The organism is Desulfoferula mesophila, assembly GCF_037076455.1.
Taxonomy (GTDB): Bacteria; Desulfobacterota; Desulfarculia; order Desulfarculales; family Desulfarculaceae; genus Desulfoferula; species Desulfoferula mesophila.
Map to the genome: position 1 here is coordinate 2,109,781 of NZ_AP028679.1, position 18,957 is coordinate 2,128,737.

At 65.2% G+C, this 18,957-nt stretch carries 14 protein-coding genes and 3 tRNA genes; 8 read left to right on the plus strand and 9 right to left on the minus strand.

Annotated features, from left to right (window positions below):
• Nucleotides 1–260 precede the first annotated feature (260 nt).
• The 6 genes from AACH32_RS09370 to AACH32_RS09395 all read left to right on the plus strand — a co-directional run bounded on the left by AACH32_RS09370 (nt 261) and on the right by AACH32_RS09395 (nt 8,996).
• Nucleotides 261–1,247 carry a DUF128 domain-containing protein gene (locus tag AACH32_RS09370; RefSeq protein WP_338606514.1) on the plus strand — a complete coding sequence of 329 codons (987 nt, stop codon included), beginning with the start codon at nt 261–263 and terminating at the stop codon, nt 1,245–1,247.
• Nucleotides 1,244–1,972, plus strand: coding sequence for a potassium channel family protein (locus AACH32_RS09375; protein ID WP_338606515.1), 729 nt, complete (start codon nt 1,244–1,246; stop codon nt 1,970–1,972). The genes AACH32_RS09370 and AACH32_RS09375 overlap by 4 nt, the downstream gene beginning before the upstream one ends.
• A gap of 96 nt (nt 1,973–2,068) precedes the next feature.
• The gene (locus AACH32_RS09380) at nt 2,069–3,553 is read left to right on the plus strand and encodes an efflux transporter outer membrane subunit (protein WP_338606516.1); all 1,485 of its coding nucleotides are present in this window, start codon (nt 2,069–2,071) and stop codon (nt 3,551–3,553) included.
• Nucleotides 3,554–3,585: 32 nt separating this feature from the next.
• Nucleotides 3,586–4,839 (plus strand): efflux RND transporter periplasmic adaptor subunit, encoded by a 1,254-nt coding sequence (locus tag AACH32_RS09385; protein WP_338606517.1) that lies wholly within the window; start codon nt 3,586–3,588, stop codon nt 4,837–4,839.
• 10 nt (nt 4,840–4,849) lie between these two features.
• Nucleotides 4,850–8,023: an efflux RND transporter permease subunit gene (locus AACH32_RS09390; RefSeq protein ID WP_338606518.1), complete on the plus strand. Its 3,174-nt coding sequence runs from the start codon at nt 4,850–4,852 to the stop codon at nt 8,021–8,023.
• A 49-nt stretch (nt 8,024–8,072) separates the two neighbouring features.
• Nucleotides 8,073–8,996: a DMT family transporter gene (locus AACH32_RS09395; protein ID WP_338606519.1), complete on the plus strand. Its 924-nt coding sequence runs from the start codon at nt 8,073–8,075 to the stop codon at nt 8,994–8,996.
• A gap of 42 nt (nt 8,997–9,038) precedes the next feature.
• Here AACH32_RS09395 and AACH32_RS09400 read toward each other — a convergent pair.
• From AACH32_RS09400 to AACH32_RS09420, 5 genes are all read right to left on the minus strand, one after another.
• Nucleotides 9,039–9,112 (minus strand) — tRNA-Gln (locus tag AACH32_RS09400).
• Nucleotides 9,113–9,228: 116 nt separating this feature from the next.
• On the minus strand, nt 9,229–9,543 hold the full coding sequence (locus AACH32_RS09405; protein ID WP_338606520.1) for a carboxymuconolactone decarboxylase family protein: 315 nt from the start codon (nt 9,541–9,543) through the stop codon (nt 9,229–9,231).
• Nucleotides 9,544–9,613: 70 nt separating this feature from the next.
• A complete protein-coding gene (locus AACH32_RS09410; RefSeq protein WP_434062348.1) occupies nt 9,614–11,155 on the minus strand; it encodes an ABC transporter ATP-binding protein in 1,542 nt (513 codons plus the stop codon).
• 126 nt (nt 11,156–11,281) lie between these two features.
• Nucleotides 11,282–11,357, minus strand: a tRNA-Lys gene (locus tag AACH32_RS09415).
• Nucleotides 11,358–11,400: 43 nt separating this feature from the next.
• A complete protein-coding gene (locus AACH32_RS09420; protein ID WP_338606522.1) occupies nt 11,401–12,363 on the minus strand; it encodes an ADP-ribosylglycohydrolase family protein in 963 nt (320 codons plus the stop codon).
• Between the two features lie 77 nt (nt 12,364–12,440).
• Between AACH32_RS09420 and AACH32_RS09425 the strand changes: the two genes are divergently transcribed.
• Nucleotides 12,441–12,599 (plus strand): hypothetical protein, encoded by a 159-nt coding sequence (locus AACH32_RS09425; protein WP_338606523.1) that lies wholly within the window; start codon nt 12,441–12,443, stop codon nt 12,597–12,599.
• Nucleotides 12,600–12,606: 7 nt separating this feature from the next.
• Here AACH32_RS09425 and AACH32_RS09430 read toward each other — a convergent pair whose 3' ends face one another.
• On the minus strand, nt 12,607–14,622 hold the full coding sequence (locus AACH32_RS09430; protein ID WP_338606524.1) for an ABC-F family ATP-binding cassette domain-containing protein: 2,016 nt from the start codon (nt 14,620–14,622) through the stop codon (nt 12,607–12,609).
• An 85-nt stretch (nt 14,623–14,707) separates the two neighbouring features.
• On the opposite strand from AACH32_RS09430, the gene AACH32_RS09435 reads away from it, so the two are divergent.
• A complete protein-coding gene (locus AACH32_RS09435) occupies nt 14,708–16,006 on the plus strand; it encodes a NupC/NupG family nucleoside CNT transporter (RefSeq protein ID WP_338606525.1) in 1,299 nt (432 codons plus the stop codon).
• A gap of 68 nt (nt 16,007–16,074) precedes the next feature.
• On the opposite strand, the gene AACH32_RS09440 is transcribed toward AACH32_RS09435, so the two are convergent.
• From AACH32_RS09440 to AACH32_RS09450, 3 genes are all read right to left on the minus strand, one after another.
• A tRNA-Pro gene (locus AACH32_RS09440) sits at nt 16,075–16,151 on the minus strand.
• 45 nt (nt 16,152–16,196) lie between these two features.
• Entirely contained in the window at nt 16,197–17,381 is a 1,185-nt protein-coding gene (locus AACH32_RS09445) for a BPL-N domain-containing protein (RefSeq protein WP_338606526.1), read from the minus strand.
• 5 nt (nt 17,382–17,386) lie between these two features.
• Entirely contained in the window at nt 17,387–18,772 is a 1,386-nt protein-coding gene (locus AACH32_RS09450; RefSeq protein WP_338606527.1) for a TldD/PmbA family protein, read from the minus strand.
• Between the last annotated feature and the right edge of the window lie 185 nt (nt 18,773–18,957).

Sequence of the window (18,957 nt, forward strand, 5' to 3'; positions counted from 1 at the left end):
CAACCTTTGCCTTTATGACAGAGGATTTCCATATTGTCAACACCCACCCCGCGCGGCTTCAGCAATGGCTGCTATCCGTTGATTTAATTGGTTAACCGGCTATTACGCCCCCTGGGGGGTGAAACGCGCCGCGCCAGGGTGTTGAGCGCACGGGAATAGACGGCAATTTTGCCGCATCATGCTTGACTTTATCGATACGAGCGGTTAGGTTAGGGCCATTGCGCACCAGGTAGAAGCCTACCAAATGGAAGGAATTTGCGGTGGACGAACGCAGCAGAAGAAAAATCCTCGATGTACTAAGAGTGCTGTCGGAATCGGACAAGCCCCTGGGCGGCACCCGCATTGCCCACGCCCTGGCCCTGGCCGGCAAGGACATGAGCCAACGGACCATCCGATACTACCTTAGCATAACCGACCAGGAAGGCCTGACCCAGCAGGTGGGCCGCCGGGGACGCAAGCTGACCGCCGAGGGGCGCCGGGAGTTGGAAACCGCCTACGTGGTCGACAAGGTCGGCTTCGTGGCCGCGCGGGCCGAGGCCCTGATCTACGGTATGGACTTCAAGCTCCGGCAGGGCCGGGGCAAGGTGGTGGTGAACCTTTCGGTGCTCAGATCCCAGGACGTGCCCCGGGCCAAGGAGGTGATGCGCCGGGTGTTCCAGGCGGGCTATTCCCTGGGCGACCGCCTGCTCGTCGGCCGCCCCGGCCAAAAGGTGGGCTCCTACACCCCGGAGCCCGATGAAGTGGTGGTGGCCACGGTGTGCTCCATCGCCATCAACGGGGTGATGCTCGATGAAGGCGTGCCCATGACCAACCGCTTCGGCGGGCTCTTACAGGTCAGCGAGCACAAGCCGCTGCGCTTTACTCAGATCATCAATTACGACGGCACCACCCTGGACCCATTGGAGATTTTCATCAAGGGCCGCATGACTTCGGTCAGCCAGGCCGTGGCCACCGGCGAGGGAGTCATCGGGGCCAGTTTTCGCGAGATTCCCGCCCCGGCGGCGGAAAAGGCCCGCCGCCTGGCCGGACGCCTGGAGAAGGCAGGCCTGGGGGCCATCATCCTGATCGGCCGGCCCGGCCAGCCTCTCTTGGAGGTACCCCTGGCCACCGGACGGGTGGGCATGGTGGTGCGGGGCGGGCTCAACCCCATGGCCGCTGTGGAGGAGGAAGGCATAGTCACCACCAACCGCGCTTTTTCACAACTCCTGCCCTTTGAACAACTCGACCGTTGGGAGGATGTGTTGTGAGGAAAAAAGACCAGTCCGGACCGGTGGTGGCTCCCTTTCATCACCGCCACAAACTTCCCTGGTTCAAATCCCGGCACATTTGGCTGTTCGGCACCTTGATGCTCTATTTGTTGATCGTGCCCCTGATCGAACAAATCATGCCCAAAAGCAAAAGCATTTTGGATCTGTTCATCGTTTTCGTCCTGGTGGCCGCCGCCTATACCGTGATTGATCGCAAGCGGACCTTTTTTATCGCCTTGTTCTTGTTCGTGGCGGGTCTGGTCCTGTTGATGGGTGAATTTTACTGGCAAACCAAGCGGGCGCTGATCGCCGGCAGCGTTTGCTACGTCGGATTCATGGCGATCGTCATCTTCGCCATCGTCAAGGAGGTCCTCACCCAAAAAGAAGTCTCCTTTGATACCATTGCCGGCGCCTTGAACGGTTATCTGCTCATGGGGCTGATGTGGGGATTCGCCTACCAGGCGGTGGAAGCAAGTTGGTCCGGCTCTTTCCATATTCCCGCCCAACTGCTGGAAACGGTAAGATCATCTCTATATGCGTACGACTTGCCCGCGCTTTTTTACTTCAGCTTCGTCACCATCACCACCACCGGCTACGGCGACATCACCCCCTTGACCCCTATAGCCGGGCAGTTGGCCATCACCGAATCGGTGGTGGGGCAATTTTACATGGTGGTTCTGGTGGCGCGTCTGGTGAGCTTGCACACCATGAAGAGTAAAAGTTAAAGCCGACTGGGCGGATAAATGGCTTTCTTGGTAAGTCTGGTTGACAATCGCATGGGTATAAAACAAGATGGGCATGACTCTAGAAGGGCGATACGTATGCATCTTTGTTTGGCGAGTCTGAACAAATCAAGACTGATCACGGCCTGTCTGGCGGTTTTTCTCTCGTTGCTTGTGACCGGCTGCATGAAAGTGGGGCCGGACTACCAGCCTCCCAAGAGCCAGGTTCCGGCCAGTTGGCAGGAATCGAGCGATCCCGCGCTCCAAAAAAAGCCCGCCGACCTGACCCGTTGGTGGACCGTGTTCAACGACCCCGAGCTGACTTCCCTTATTAAACGTTCCGACAGCGGCAACCTGGACCTCAAGTCCGCGATGTCCCGGGTGAAAGAAGCCAGGGCCTACCTGGGGGTGGTGCTTGGTCAAGAGCTGCCCTCCGTGGACGCCCCGGCCTCGGCCCTTCGCCAGCAGTACAGCGAAAACGACCTGAGCCAGAGCGGTCTTTTGGGCAACAACATTTCCCTGGGCCTTTCCGCCAGCTGGGAGATCGACCTCTTCGGCCGGGTAAGGCGTCAGGTAGAAGCCGCCCAGGCCGACTATCAGGCCAGCCAGGAGGACCGGGCCGGGGTGATGGTGACCCTTTATGCCCAGGTGGCCCAAACCTATCTGGTGGTGCGCACCCTGCAGGCGCGCATCTCGGCCACCAGCGAGAACATCGAATCCCAAAAGGGAGTACTGAAGCTTACCCAATCCCGCTTCAAGTGGGGCTTGGCCACCGATCTGGACGTTTCCCAGGCCCAGACGGTGCTGGGCAGTTCCCAGGCGGAGCTGCCGCCGATCAAAAGCAATCTCAACCAGGCCATGAATACCTTGGCCTTGTTGCTGGGGCTCCCCCCCAACTCCTTGGCCCCGGAACTCATGCGAACCCAGCCCATACCCGTGCCGCCGGCCGAGGTGGCGGTGGGCGTGCCGGCCGACCTGTTGCGCCAGCGGCCGGACATCAGGCGCTCCGAGCGCCAGCTCGCCGCGGCCACCGCCCGCATCGGGGTGGCCACCGCCGACCTGTATCCGCGCTTCAACCTGATCGGCTCCCTGGGCACCGCGGCCATGACCGGCGGCGATCTTTTCTCCGGGGGCAGCACTTTCTTTTCCATAGGCCCCACCATGTCTTGGAACCTGTTCGCCGGTGGCAGCATCCGCTCCCAGATAAAGGTGCGCGACGCCCAGACCGAGCAGGCGCTTTTAAGCTATGAAAGCACGGTGCTCACCGCCTTGAAAGAGGCGGAGGACGCCATGGTGGCCTTTGAGCAGGAAAAGCTGCGCCAGCAATATTTGAAGACCACGGTGGCCGCCTCGCGGCGTTCCTTGAAGTTGGCCATTCGTCTCTATAAAGAGGGGTTGCAGGACTTCCAAAGGGTGTTGGACGCCCAGCGCAACCTGTTCGACTACGACAACGCCTTGGCCGCTTCCAGGGGACAGACGGCCATTAACCTGGTCAACATCTACCAGGCCCTGGGCGGCGGCTGGGACCCGGCGGCTAAACGCGAGGCCCCGCCCAACAATGCATTGGAAACGGCCCTCCGCTAAGGCGGGGCCGCGGACCCTCAAGGGAATTTGCCATGAAAATGGGGAAAAGTAGACAGGCGCTCATCGCCTTGGCCCTGGCGGCCGGGCTCACGCTGGCGGTGGCCGGTTGCGACCGGGGAAAAGAAAAAATGGCCGCGCCGCCGGCGCCCGTGGTCACGGTGGCCACGCCGGTAACGCGCACCGTCACCGACTACGCGGTGTACACCGGCAACACCCAGGCCCAGTTCTCGGTGGACATAATGGCCCGGGTGGAAGGCCAGCTCAGAAGCGTCAATTTCGATGTGGGCAGCCATGTCAAAAAGGGGCAACTGCTCTTTGTCATCGAGCCTGAGCCCTATATGGCCAAGGTGGACATCGCCAAGGCCAACCAGGCGGTGGCCCAGGCCCAGTTGCAACTGGCCCAGGCGACCCTGGTGCGTAAGGAAAACGCCTTCAAGGACCGCGCGGTGAGCGAGGTCGACGTGATCCAGGCCAAGGCCCAGGAAGCCGAGGCCCAGGCCCAGGTGCAGGCGGCCAAGGCCCAATTGGAGCGCACCCGCATCGACTACGGCTACACCCACATTCACGCCCCCATCAGCGGCCGGGTATCGCGCAACCTGGTGGACGTGGGCAACCTGGTGGGAGCGGGCCAGACCACCAAGCTGACCTCCATCGTCATGGACGACCCCATTTACGCCTATTTCACCGTGGCCGAATCCGACGTGATGAAATACCGCGCCAACCAGCGCGACCGGGAAGTGCCCCTCAACGCACAAGGCTATCCCCTGGCCAGCCTGGGGGCGGCCATTGATCAGGATTATCCTCACAAAGGCTATTTGGACTGGATCGATAACAAGGTGGATCCCGGCACGGGCACCATTCAGATGCGCGGGGTGTTTCCCAACTCCGACGGGGTGCTGGTTCCCGGCTTGTTCGTGCGCGTTCAGGTGCCGGTTGGCGTTATAAAGGACGCCATCCTCACCGAGGACCGGGCCCTGGGGCGCGACCAGCGGGGCACCTACCTGCTCGTGGTGGACCAAGACAACGTGGTGCAGTATCGGCCGGTGGAAACCGGGCCGGTGCAAACGGACGGCAAGATAGTCATCCTCAAAGGCCTTCAGCTCAAGGACCGGGTGATCATCAACGGCTTGCAAAGGGTGCGGCCCGGCGCCAAGTGCACCCCCATGACTCCCGAGCAGGTTAAGCAAGCCCAGGCCGCCGCCCGCGAAAAAGCCATGGCCCAGCAAAAGGGCAAGGCGCCGGAAGCGGCGGCGACCAAGGAAAAGCCCGCCCAGGGCGCAAAGTAGGCGGGTTTAAATGTTCTCACGCTTTTTCATCAACCGGCCCATTTTCGCGGCGGTGGTGTCAATCGTCATCGTGCTGGGCGGCTTGCTTACCCTGGTGGGTCTGCCCATTGCCCAGTATCCCAACATAGAGCCTCCCACGGTCACCGTGACCGCCACCTATCCCGGCGCCAGCGCCACGGTGGTCTCGGCAACGGTAGCCCAGCCCATCGAGGAGCAGGTCAACGGCGTGGAGGGCATGATCTACATGTCCTCCAACAGCGCCTCGGACGGTTCATATACCCTGACCGTAACCTTCGAGACCGGCACCGACCCGGATATGGCGCAGGTGCTGGTGCAAAACCGGGTGGGCATCGCCACTCCCAAGCTGCCCGAGGACGTGCGGCGCCTGGGCGTAACCACGCTGAAGAAGTCCACCAACTTCGCCCTGTGCATCAACCTGCTCGATACCAACGGACTCTACGACGACATCTTTTTGGCCAACTACGCCACCATCAACATCAAGGATGAATTGGCCCGCGTATACGGGGTGGGCGACGTACAGGTTTACGGCGCCGGCACTTACAGCATGCGCCTGTGGCTGGACCCCCAGAAGCTCAAGACCTATAGCCTGACCACCGACGACGTGACCTCGGCCATTCAAGAGCAGAACGTGCAGGTGGCCGCCGGCGTCATCGGCCAGCAGCCGGCCCCCAAGGGCCAGAACTTCCAGCTTACGGTCAACGTGCTGGGCCGCCTGAGCGACGTATCTCAATTCGAGCAGATCATCATCAAGACCGGCTCGGACGGACGCATCGTCAGGGTCAAGGACGTGGCCCGGGTGGAGTTGGGGGCCCAGACCTATACCATCGGCAGCCAGTTGAACCAAAAGCCCACGGCCACGATCATGGTCTACCAGTTGCCGGGGGCCAACCTGCTGCAAATTTCCGACAATTGCCGCAAAGTCCTCAAGGAACTGGAACCCGGCTTTCCCGAGGGCGTGAAGGCGGAAGTCACCTACGACGCCTCGGACGTGGTGCGCGCTTCCATCGAGGAAATCGTGATGACCCTGGTCATTGCGGCCATCCTGGTCATCCTGACCGTGTTCATCTTTTTGCAGGACATCAGGGCCACCTTGATCCCGGCCATCACCATCCCGGTTTCCTTGATCGGTACCTTCGCGGTGATGGGCATCCTGGGCTTTTCCATCAACACCCTGACCCTGTTCGGATTGGTGCTGGCCATCGGCATTGTGGTGGACGACGCCATCGTAGTGGTGGAGAACTGCGCCCGCAACATAGACGAACACGGGCTCAGTTCCAAGGAAGCGGCCATCAAGTCCATGGAGGAGATCTCCGGGGCGGTGGTGGCCACCACACTGGTGCTCTTGGCCGTGTTCATCCCCACCGCCTTCATGGGGGGCATGACCGGCATCCTCTACAAGCAGTTCGCCCTGACCATCGCCACGGCCACCTTCTTCAGTTCCATCAACGCCCTGACCATGAGCCCGGCCCTTTGCGCCCTGTTGCTCCGGCCCACCAAGGAACACCGCAACTGGTTCTGGCGAGGCTTCAACGCCTTCCTGAGTTGGTCCACCAACCGCTACGAAAGCGTGGTGGGGCTGGTGGTGCACAAGATTGGCGTCTCCATGATCGTCTACCTAATCCTTTCCGGAGTGGCTTTTTACACTATGAGCCAAACCGCCACCGGCTTCGTGCCCGTGGAGGATCAGGGCTACGCGATCGGCACCATCCAACTGCCCGACGGCGCCAGCATGCAGCGCACCCAGGAGGTAATGGACAGCGTCAACAAGATAGTTGATGGCACTCCGGGCATAGCCTTCAACATCTCCTTTACCGGTCTGAACTTGCTGGACAACACCAACAACTCCAACACCGGCGGACTGATCGCCGTGTACAAGAGTTGGGGCGATCGCGCCGGCAAGCCCGGTGAGAGCCAGCCGGAGATGATGGGCCGCATCAACATGGGCATGTATCAGATCCAGGAGGCCAGGGCCATGGCCTTCCCCCCTCCGGCCCTACCCGGATTGGGCCTGGCCGGAGGATTCGAATACCAGTTGCAGGACCGCGGGGCCACGGGAGTGCAAAACCTGGAAGAAATAACCAACGAGTTGATTCGTGACGGCAACGTCACCCCCGGCCTGACCGGCATGTACACCACCTTCCGGGCCGACGTGCCCCAGTTGTTCGTAAACGTGGACCGCACCAAGGTGAAGACCCTGAACGTGCCCCTGTCCACGGTGTTCAATACCCTGCAGGCCTACCTGGGCTCCGCCTATGTGAACGACTTCAACAAATTCGGTCGCACCTTCCAGGTCAACATGCAGGCCGAGGCCCGCTTCCGGGCCAAGGCCGAGGACATCGCCAGGCTGCAGGTGCGCAACGCCAACGGTGACATGGTCCCCATGGCCACCCTGGCCAGCATCCAAAGCACGGTTGGCCCCCAGGTGCTGCCCCGCTTCAACCTCTACCCGGCGGCCACCATTCGCGGCAACGCCGCGCCCGGCTACAGCTCCGGCCAGGCCATCGATTTGCTCAAGACCTTGTCCGAGCAAAAGCTTCCCTCGTCCATGGGATACGCCTGGAGCGGCATCACCTACCAAGAGGTGGTGGCCGGAGGCACCGGCTCGGTGGTGTTCGTGGTGGCGGTGATCTTCGTGTTCCTGGTGTTGGCGGCGCAATACGAAAGCTGGAAGCTGCCAATGCCGGTTATCCTGGCGGTGCCCCTGGCCCTGCTGGGAGCCTTTGTGGCGGTGCAGCTGCGCTCGTTGGACAACAACGTCTACACCCAAATAGGCCTTGTGCTCCTGGTGGGTCTGGCCACCAAGAACGCCATCCTCATCGTGGAGTTCGCCCGCGATCTGCACAGCGAGGGCAAGGGGATAGTGGAAGCGGCCATGGACGCGTCGCGTCTGCGTTTCCGCCCCATTTTGATGACCGCGTTTTCCTTCATCTTGGGAACCCTTCCCCTGGTGGTGGCAACCGGGGCCGGGGCCGGAGCCCGCGTAGCCCTGGGCACCGCCGTTTTCGGCGGCATGCTGGCCGCCACCTTCTTGGGGGTGGTGTTCGTGCCCGGCCTGTTCGTGCTCTTCGAGCGCATGGGCTCCAAAAAGAAGAATGCCCAAACGGCAAAGCCTCCCGCGGCACCCAGCGCGGGCCAGGCCGCAACCGATGGGGAAGGCTCATAGCCCCCATCCTCGTCGCCGAACCAACGCCCGCCGCGGCAGGGAGCCACGCATGACCCGGCTCTCTCCGTCGGCGGGTGCTCTTTTGTGCCTTTTGGCCGGAGCCACCCTGATCAGCTTTTCCGCCGTCATGGTGCGGCTGGTGTCCGTGGGCCCCACGGCTAGCGCTTTTTACCGCGTGCTCATCGGCGGCCTGGCTTTGGCCCTGTGGACCCGTCTGCGCGGCAAGGCCTTGTGGGCCGGCTGGTCTGCGCTGGGCCTGGCCGCGCTGGCCGGTCTGCTTTTCGCGCTGGATCTGAGCCTTTGGCATCGGGCCATACTTTTGCTGGGACCGGGGCTCAGCACCATCCTGGCCAACTTTCAGGTATTCGCGGTGGCCGGGGTGGGGGTCCTGGTCTTGGGCGAGAAACCTGGATGGCGCTTGGGCGTGTCCATCCCCCTGGCCATGCTGGGCCTGTGGCTCCTGGTGGGCGTAAACTGGCGGGAGCTGGGAGACGGCTATCAACACGGGGTGGTCTTGGGCCTGCTGACCGCTTGCGCCTATGGATCCTACATCCTGTGCCTCAGATGGTCGGTGCGTCGGGTGGGCGGCCTGGATTCCATGGCCAACGTGGCCCTGATATCCCTGGTCTGCGCCGTGATCCTCTGGCTGGAATTGCTGGGCTCCGGCGAGTCCTTGGCCGTGAGCTCGGCCTGGGACTGGGGCTGGTTGGTGGTCTATGGCCTGATCTGCCACGCGGTGGGCTGGGTGCTCATCTCCCTGGCTCTCAAACAGGTGGCCGCCTCCCGCGCGGCCTTGGCGCTCTTGTTGCAGCCCACGCTGTCCTTTGTCTGGGACGTGGTCATCTTCGGAAGACCCACCACCGCCCTGGAGGCGGGCGGAGCCTTGCTGGCCGTGGCCGCCATATATCTGGGCACCACGGGGGGCACACCCGCCAAGCCCCGGTCCGTTCACGGCCCAGAGGCGAAGCCATAAAAAGACAGGGGCCGGCCCTGAGACCGGTCCCTGCAATAGTTATGGCTGGCCCGCCAGGATTCGAACCTGAATAATCAGCTCCAAAGGCTGATGTCCTGCCGTTAGACGACGGGCCAAAAAACGCTTACGATTTTACCAGGTCAGACGCGCAACGCCAGTGTTAATGGGGCGCTAGACCGGGTTTTGCCGCCGGTGCTCTCCCATCCGCGAGGGTATGGGCGGCCGGGCCTCATCAGGCGGTTTCTCCCACCACCTCGTTGATCCAGCCGATGGCCGCAACCACGGAAGCGAAGCCGATGGCCGGCATGGCCAACACCGCCGCGTGCCGGAGCTCCTCGGGGGTGAAGCCTTCGCCGATGGCCTTGCGGGCCTGGCTTTTGATGCCGCCCCGGCTGCCGGTGGCCACGGCCACGCCCAGCTTGACCAGGCGGGCCGAGCGGCCGTCCAGGGGGCCGGCTTGCTTGCACAATAGGCCCAGCTTTTCAAAGGCCTGGGCCAACTCGGGGAAGTATTCCTTGAAATCCACATAGGGCTTGGGAAGGCTCATGAGCTTACTCCTGGGCATGGGGGCGGCTAATGGTTCCGTAACCTTATGTTGTTGGGGCGGGCCTCGCTTGTCAAGCGGACGCTTGGGCCTGGCGCTCCAGATACACGCGCACCGTGCCCTGGAACACCATGCGCCCGGCCTGGAGCTCCGCCACGTGGCTCATGTAGGGCATCATTTCCTCGGGGTAGTGGGTCACCCCCACCAGGGTGGTGCCATGGGCGGCCAGGCGGGCCAGGATGGCGTTGACCTCGGAACGGGCCGGGGCGTCCAGACCGGCCAGGGGCTCGTCCAGCAGGAGCAGCCGGGGATTGGTCACCATGGCCCTGGCGATGAGCAGCTTGCGCAGTTGGCCGTAGGAAAGGGTGGTTATGTCCCGCTCGGCCAGGTCCATGAGCCCCAGACGTTCCAGCCAATTTCGGGCCTGCTCGCGCTGGGCCTCGCTGAGCTGCCCCCGCAGGCCCACGCTGCCCATGAGACCCGAGGCCACGGTCTCCAGACCGTTTTGGCGGTGAAAATGCCGGGCCTGCAGGGCGGCCGAGACCATTCCCACCTCCTGGCGCAGTTCTTCCAGGTTGCGGGGCTTGGCGCTGCCGAACCAACCCAGGACCCCGCCGTATTGCGGGCGCAGTTCCCCGGCCAACAAGCGCAACAGGGTGGTCTTGCCAGCCCCGTTGGGGCCCAGCACCAGCCAGTTCTGGCCGGGCCGCACCTCCCAATCCAGGTTGTGCAGCACGGCCTTGTGCTCCACGCTGACCCTCTCGGTCTTGACCCGGGCCAGGTAGTCGCCGGGCAGCTCGGCGGGAGTCTGGATTGCGGGTACGTCCGGGCGGCTGGGGGCCAGGGCCAAACCGCCCTGGTCCATGACCAGGCGCAACGGCCCTTGCACCTGCACTTCGCCGTGGTCCAAAAGCATGGCGTGGCTGGTGCCCGGCACCAGCTCTGCCCCCCGGTGGGTGGCGTAGACCAGTTGGGTGCCAGAGGCCGCCGCCCGGCCCAGCAGGGCCAAGAGCCGGCGGCGGGAAGCGGCGTCCAGGCCCTCGCAGGGCTCGTCCAGCAGCAGGAGGCTGGGGCGGCCGGCCAGGGCCCGAGCGATGAGCACCTGCTTGCCTTGCCCCAGGGACAGCGACAGCAGGGGCCGGTCGGCCAGGTGGCTGATCTTCAGCTGGGCCAGCAGGTCGTCGGCCCTTTGCCATTGCTCTTCGCTGGGCTCCTGATAGAGCAGGTGCCCGCCGGTGATGCCGGTGACCACCACCATGCGGCTGGTAAAGTCCCACTCGCGGCGGTGGTACAGGTTGAGCATCTCCCCGGAGACCATGCCGGTGCGCTCCCGAAAGAGCAGGGGGCTGGTGGTCACCCGTCCGTCCACGGTGTAACGGCGGCGGGGGCGTCCGGCCAGCACCGGCCAGATGTCGCCGCGCACCAGGCGCAGGAAGGTGCTCTTGCCCGCGCCGTTGGCTCCCAGCACCGCCCAGTGGCAGCCGGGGCGCAGTCGCCAGGTGATCTGCTTGAGCAACAGCTTGTCACCCAGGGCGTAGTCCACCCGGTCCAGGTCCACCAAAAATTCGGGCTCGCTCTGAGCCCCTGCATTGTCAGGTTGGTGTTTCATAAGCATGGGGTATTAACAGACCTGAGCGCATCGCGCCAGGCCTGGTTGAAGCGGCGGCGGGGATTGCCTGGTGTTTGCCGTGGCTTAAAAAGGAAGGCGGCCAGCTCTTGCGAGCTAACCGCCTGTTTTTCTTGGTGGGCTGCCAGTGAATCGAACACTGAACCTACGGATTAAGAGTCCGTTGCTCTGCCAGTTGAGCTAGCAGCCCTTTGAAGTCGTGAAGCTGTTTTTATCAGCCAGACGGGGCTCCGTCAATAGTTTTCATCGCATATATTACGGCAAAGTTCCAAGACCGCGTCGCGGCCCAGGGGCTGGTTTTCCAGGGCCTCCAGCCATTGGGCGGGCAGGGCCTCCAGGCCCCAGTAAGCCCCGGCCATGGCTCCGGCCATGGCCCCGATGGTGTCGGCGTCGCCCCCCAGGCTGACCGCCAGAACCATTGCCTGCTCCGGGTCCCGGGCCGCCAAAAAGGCCCCCAGGGCCGGGGGCACCGCCTCGGCGGCGGACACGTCGCAGGCATAGGCGCGGGTGAGGCCCTCGCGGGCCGCGGCCTCGTCGCCCAGGGGCAGGGGAGGCATGGCCCGCAGGCGTCCGGCCACATGGGCGTCCAGGTTCTCTACCTGGGCGGCGATATGCTCCACGAACCGCCCGGGGGCCGGCGCGCGGCCCTTGGACCCCAGCCTGGCGGCCCGGCGCACGGCCAGGACCTGGGCCGCGGCCCCGGCCAGGGCGCGGGAATGGGTGTGGGTGATGCGGCACTGGGTCAGGGCTGCGGCCCGGCAGGACTCGCGATCCTTGGCGAAAAACACCCCCAGCACCCCCACCCGCATGGCTCCACCGTTACCCCAGGAGTCGGTGGCCACCCGGTCCCAGGGCTCCCCGGCGGCCAGCCGGTGCATCAGGGCGTTAATGCGCCCGCCATAGCCGCGTATCGGTTCGTAGCGGGCCAGGAAGCGCCGGGCCAGGTAGGCCGGGTCCAGGCCGCCCCGCTGGGCCAGGGTCTCCAGGATGGCGATCATCATCTGGGAGTCGTCGGTGTAAGAACCGGCGGCCAGGCGGCCGGGCAGCATCCGGTCCAAACGGCCGTGCACCCGGGCGATGCGCGCGGCGCTCCAGCCCTCCACGGGCATGCCCAGGGCGTCGCCGCACATGGTGCCCAGGGCGGCGCCGGCCAGGCGGGAAAAGCTCCTAGCTGGGGAGGGTAGAGCGCAATACATGTTTGGATTATAGCAGGCGGATTTCTGGCCGGGGGACGTGAAGCGTGGTACCATCCCCTGCATCAGGAGGAGACAACATGGCCACTCAACCCTGCGTGCCCTGCGCCGATTACCGCGCCGGTCAGCGCCTGCTCAGCATGAAGCGGCAATTGGCCCAGGACGACCTTACCCCCGAGCAGCGGGCCCAACTGGAGGCGGAAGTCGCCGAGTTGGAACACCTGCTGGACATGGACTAAGCCGGGGCTAGTCGCCGGACTCCAACTCCTCCAGCTCCAGGGCCGCCTTTTCCCATTTGGCGGTCAGCTTTTCCACCGCGTCCTTGGCCTTGGCGTGGGCCTTGGTCAGCTTGGTCCAGCGCACCCCGTCGGCAAAGGCCGCCGGGTCCACCATCTCGGCCACCAGCTTGTCCAACTCCACCGTGGCCTCTTCCACCTGGGCCTCCAGCTTGGCCACCTTGCTTTTTAGCGGCTTCAAACGCTGGTAGCGCTCCTGGCGCGCCTGGGCCTCGGCCCGCTTCTGGTCCGCGCTCTTGGGGCCGCTGGCCGCCTCGCTATCCACTGGCTTGGGCGGGGCCTTGGGCTGCGGCGCGGGGGCGGGGGAGGGCGCGGCGGGTTTGGCCTTGCCCGCCTCGGCGTCCAGTCCCTGTTTCCACAGCCGCTCGAAATCGTCGTAATTGCCGGGCAGCAGGGTGACCTTGCCCGCGTGCACGTAGGCCACCTGGTTGGCGATGGCGTTGATCAGGTGACGGTCGTGGCTAATCAGCACCAGGGTGCCGTCGTATTGGCCGAGCGCCTCCTCCAGGACCTTGCGGCTGGCGATGTCCAGGTGGTTGGTGGGTTCGTCCATGAGCAAGAAGTTGGGCTTCTGGATGAGCAGCTTGGCCAGCACCAGCCGAGCCCGCTCCCCGCCGGAGAGCACCTTGACCTTCTTGAACACGTCGTCGCCCTTGAACAGAAAAGCGCCCAAGATGGTGCGCTGCTGGCCCTGGGCCATGAGCCCGGCCACGCTGCCCAGCTCGGACAGGGCCGTGTTCTCAGGGTTCAAATCCTCCATGGTGTGCTGGGAGAATACCCCCATCTTGACCCGGCCTCCCACCAGGCGGCGACCCTTGCGGGGCTTTACCTGGCCCGAGAGCAGGCGCAGCAGGGTGGACTTGCCTTCACCGTTGCGACCCAACAGGGCCAGGCGGTCGCCCTTGCGCAGCACCAGGCTCAGGTCGCGGTAGAGGGTCTTGGCGCCATAGCCGAACTCCAGGCCCAGCATCTCCACCACCACCTTGGCCGAAGGCTCGCAGGGGGGTAGATCCAGCTTGATGGCCTGGTCCTCGGCGGGCAGCGTCACCCGCTCCATCTTCTCCAGCATCTTCAGGCGGCCCTGCACCTGCTTGGCCCGGTCCTTGCGGGTGCGGTTGCGGGCCACGAAGTCCTCGATCTGGCGCACCCGCTCCTGCTGGCTCTCAAAGGCGGCCCGCTGGGCCTCGCGGCGGCGCTCCCGCTGCTCCTCGTAATGGCTGTAGTTGCCGCCGTAGGAGAATATCTGCCCCGCGTCCAACTCCACGATGCGGGTAGCCACCTTGTCCAGAAACACCCGGTCGTGGCTGACCAAGAGCAGGGCGGCGGGATTGGTGACCAGATAGCCCTCCAGCCACAACAGGGACTCCAGGTCCAGGTGGTTGGTGGGCTCGTCCAACAAGATCAAATCCGGGGCCGAGAGCAGCAGGCGGGCCAGGGCGGCGCGCATGAGCCAGCCGCCGCTCAGTTCGCCCACGTCGCGGTTCAAGCGCTCCTGGTCAAAGCCCAGGCCGGCCAGCACCCGCGAGGCCCGGGCCTCCAGGTCGTAGCCGCCCAGTTGCTCGAACTGGCTCTGGAGCTGCCCTTGGCGGGCCAGCAGTTCTTCCAGCTCGGCCTCGTCGCGCACCTTGCCCAAAAGCTGGTGCACCTCGTCCAGCTCGGCCTCCACCTGGGGCAGGCTGTCGCCGGTCTCCATGGCCAGCTCCAGCACGGTCTGGCCCGACAGGGACAACAGCTCCTGGGGCAGATAGCCCAGGCGCAGGTTCTTGGCCTTGAACACCTCGCCGCTGTCCGGTTCCACGGTGCCCAGCATCAGGCCCAGCAGGGTGGACTTGCCCGCCCCGTTGGGACCCACCAGTCCCAATCGCTCTCCCGGGCTTACGTGCAGGTTCACCTCCTTGAGGACGTCCTGCTTGCCGTAGAATTTGCTGACGTTGTGCAAGGTGATCATGGGGCCAGAAGATAACATCCGCACGGGCCCTCGGCAAGCCGTGGCCTGCCCTAACACCCCGTGGCCGTGCTATATTCACAGGCACACCCCAGACGGAGAGGCTATGCAGGAAGCGCCCTGGTTCTACAACCTGATTTCCCTGGGCGGCCTGGTCGCCCTGGTGCTGCTGGCCCGGCTCTCGGGCCTGGGCCGGGGGCCAACCGCCTGGCGCACCCTGATCTGGGGCCTGGGCCTGCAACTGCTCATCGGGGCCCTGGTCTTCGCCCTGCCCAGCGGGCGCTACGGCCTGCTGGCGGTCAACGACGCCATGGTGGCCCTGCTGGGCTACTCCCAGGCGGGCATACGTTTCCTGTTCGGCCCCCTGGCCGACCAGCCGGGCGAGCCCCATTACATGGGTTTCATGCTGGCCTTGCACGCCCTGCCCACCATCGTCTTCTTCATGGCCCTCACCGCCGGTCTGTACCAGCTGGGCATCCTGCAGCGGGTGGTGCGCCTGTTTTCGCGCCTGTTCGTCAAGACCCTGGGGGCCAGCGGGGCCGAGTCCCTGGGCGTGGCCAGCCTGATGTTCGTGGGGGTGGAGTCGGCGGGCATGGTGCGGCCCTTTTTACCCAAGTTCACCCGCAGCGAGTTCTTCACCCTGCTCACCGCGGCCATGGCTACCGTGGCCTCCTCCACCCTGGGGGTCTACGTCATGACCCTCAAGGGCGGGTTCCCCAACATCGCCGGGCACCTCATCAGCGCCTCGCTCCTCTCCGCCCCGGCCGCCCTGGTGGTGGCCAAGCTCATGGAGCCCGAAACCGGCGAGCCGCTCACCGCCGGGCAGGTGGTGGACCCGGCCCTGGGCAAGTACGGCGGCCTCATGGAGGCGGTCATCGCCGGGTCCAACGACGGGGTCAAGCTGGTGGTGGGAGTGGCGGCCCTGCTGCTAAGCTTTCTTAGCATCCTGGCCCTGTTCAACGGCCTGCTGGGCTGGCTCACCGGTCTGGTGGGCCTGGGCGAGCTGTCCTTGCAGGGCATCCTGGGCTGGCTGGGCTATCCCTTTGCCCTGGCCATGGGGGTGCCCCCGGCCGACGCGGCCACGGTGGGTTCGCTTCTGGGCCAGCGGGTGCTGGTCACCGAAATACCCGCCTATCTGCAACTGGGCGAGCTGTTGAGCCACGGCGGCCTGACCTACAGCCGTAGCGCTCTCATCGCCTCCTACGCCCTGTGCGGCTTTGCCCACGTGGCCTCGGTGGCCATTTTCCTCGGTGGTTTCGGGGCGTTGGCTCCGGGGCGCATCGGCGAGTGGTCGCGCCTGGGGCTCAAGGCCCTGTGGGCCGCCACGCTGGCCACCATGATGACCGGCTGCGTGGCGGGCCTGTTCGCCCACGGCGGGGCCACCCTGCTGGGCCTGGGGCAGTAAGCGGGCGCGGTTGGGGCACAAAAAAACCGGCGGCTGGCCTGAACCAACCGCCGGTGGGGTTTTTTAAGTGGTCGGGACGACTGGATTTGAACCAGCGACCCCTTGAACCCCATTCAAGTGCGCTCCCATACTGCGCCACGTCCCGACGCGAAAGGATTTGTACCATCAGGGCGGGGTGTTGTCAATCGGGCTAGGCGTTTCTAAGCAAACTCAGCAGCGCTTTTTCCAGCATCTCCCGCGCCGCGGCCCAATCTCCCCCCACCCGCCGGGGCCGGGGGAACCAGGCGGCCTGGACCGCGGCCCCCTCGGCCACGGGCTCCTGCCCGGCCAACAGCGCGGCCTGGGCCCTGAGCACCACCTCGCCGTGAGCCAAGATGGGCTCCAGGGCCTGTTCCAGCTCCTGGTCCAGCGAATCATCTCCCGCCCACAGGGCCAGGGCCCCGCTCAAGCGGGCCAGCTCGTAAAACTCCAGGCCTCGGGCCCCCCGCTGCCACAGAGGCATCACCGGGTGGCGGGTCTGCCACAGTCCCAGGTCGCGGCCCTGCTCCCACAAGGCGGCGCAACGGGCCGCCAGACGGCCCACAAGCGGTGAAGGGGCGTTGGGCGGGGTCTTGGGCCGTCCCGGGGCCTCCGGGCCCAGCCAGGCGCGCCAGAGGCGTTCCAAGGCCTGGCCCGCCGGTTGTTCGCCGGGGGTGTCAAGGTGGGGGTAGGACAACAGCAGGCGCCCTTGCCCATAGCGGCCCTCGATCACTGCTGGCTGCCCCCACAGGGGGGCCGGGTCCAGGGATACGCCGTAATCCGACTCGCGGGCGGCCACCTCGTCCGGGTCGCTCTGGCCCAGGGCCAAATCAAAGGCGCACAACTCCTCGGTGGGGCCGTGGTAGCGGGCCAGGACGCTGATGGACGGATCGTCGGGTTCGCTGAACTGACCGGGCCACCACACCGGCCAGGCGGCCAGAGTCTCGCCGTGTCGCCACAGGGGGTGGCCCCTAGCCTCGGGACAGGGGGATATCTTAACCGGGCCGCTCAGGCCGGGCAGGCGTTGCGCGCCCGAGGCCCGGTCCAGGGGTACCAGGCCCAGGCCGTCGTCCACGCTCAGCGCCAGGCCCGCCCCGCCGCAAAAACCCAGGTAGGTGCCGCTATGGCATACGAAGCGCTCGATGGCCGTGGCGCCCAGGGAACCCAGGGCCGCTTTCTTGCGGGCCGACCAGCCGCCGGGCACCACCAAAAGGCTGGCGCCCTCCAGGCCGCCAGTGGCGATCTGGGCGGCGCTGATGGGCTCCAGGGCCAGGCCGCGTTGCCAGGCCGCCTCCAGGGTCATCAAAGACCACAGGCCTCCGGTGTCCCAGAGCAGGCGGGCGGGGCAGGGGGGCAAGCCGCTCAGCCCTGCTGGTGTCCGCCCACCACCAGGCGGGGGATGCGCAGGGTGGGTTGGGCGTCGCCCACCGGCGAGCCCTGGCCGTCCTTGCCGCAGGTGCCCAGGCTCCAGCCCTGGTCGTTGCCCACCTTGTCGATCTGGCTGAGCACCTCGGGCCCGTTGCCGGTGAGTGTGGCCCCGCGCACCGGGCGGTCCACCTTGCCGTCCCGGATGAGATAGCCCTCGCTCACCTCGAACACGAAGTCGCCGTTGATGGTGTTGACCTGGCCGCCGCCCATTTTGCGCACAAAGAGGCCGTCGCCGGTGGTGCGCACGATGCTTTCGGGATCATCGGCTCCGGGCGCGATCAAGGTGTTGGTCATGCGGGGGATGGGACGGTTGCGATAGCTCTCCCGGCGGCCGTTGCCAGTGGGCTGGGCCTCCAGCTTCCAGGCCGAGAGCCGGTCCTGCAAATAGCCCTTGAGCACGCCCTGGTCGATGACCACGTTCTTGCGGCAGGGGGTGCCCTCGTCGTCGAAACCGCCCGAGCCCCGGCGGCCGGGCACCGTGCCGTCGTCGATCACGGTGACCAGGGGGTTGGCCACCTGCTGGCCGACGCGGTCCGCATACACGCTCATGTTCTCGTAGACCAGATCGCCTTCCAGGCCGTGGCCCACCGCCTCGTGCACCATGGTGCCGCCCGCCTCGGCCGATATGACCACCGGCATGGCCCCGCCGGGCGCGGGATCGGCCTCCAGCATGAGCACCGCCCGCCGGGCCGCCTCCTGGGCCACCTTCACCGGATCCTTGCGCTCGAATATCTCCATGCCCCCGATGCCGCCCATGGACTCGTAGCCGGTTTGCACCCGGCCGTCCTGGGTGGCCACGCAGTGCACGGCCATGATGATCTGGCTGCGCTCCTCCTCGGCCTCCACGCCCAGGGAGTTGAGGATGCGCACCTGCTGGCCCCGATCCATGTAGATCACCCGCACCTGGCTGATGCGGCTGTCCACCGCCCGGGCCGCGGCCTCGGCCGCCTTGACCATGTCCACCTTGACGGCGGTGGCGGCGTCCTTGAAGGGCTTGACCGTGTGGGTTACCAGGCCCGGCGCGGCCGGTACCAGGGTCTGGGGAGCCACCGGCTGTCCCTGGGCCAACAGGGCCAGGCTATGGGCCAGGGGCAGCAGGGCCGCCTGGTCAAAGGAATTGCCGTAGGCGTAGGCGGTCTTGAGGTCGTAGATCAGGCGCAGGCCGGCGCCCTGGTCCACGCCGCCCAAGACCTTTTCCACCTTGCCGTCGTCCATGACGATCATCAGGCCGGTGGAGCGCTCCAGGAACAGCTCGGACATCTGGCCGCCGCCGGCCAGGGCGGCTTCCAACACGGGCAGGGCGTCGCAGTCAAGGCTCATGATAAGCTATCCTATTGATTGATCTATTAAAGATTTTAAATATACCCGGCCCGGCAAAAATAGCACACCCCGAAGGGCCGGTCAACGCGGCGCGCCGGACCGGCTCACCATTGACACCCGCAGGCGCTACGCGTAAGATCAGCAAGCCGACTGAGTGATGAAAAGGATTGTTATGATTCGTACAA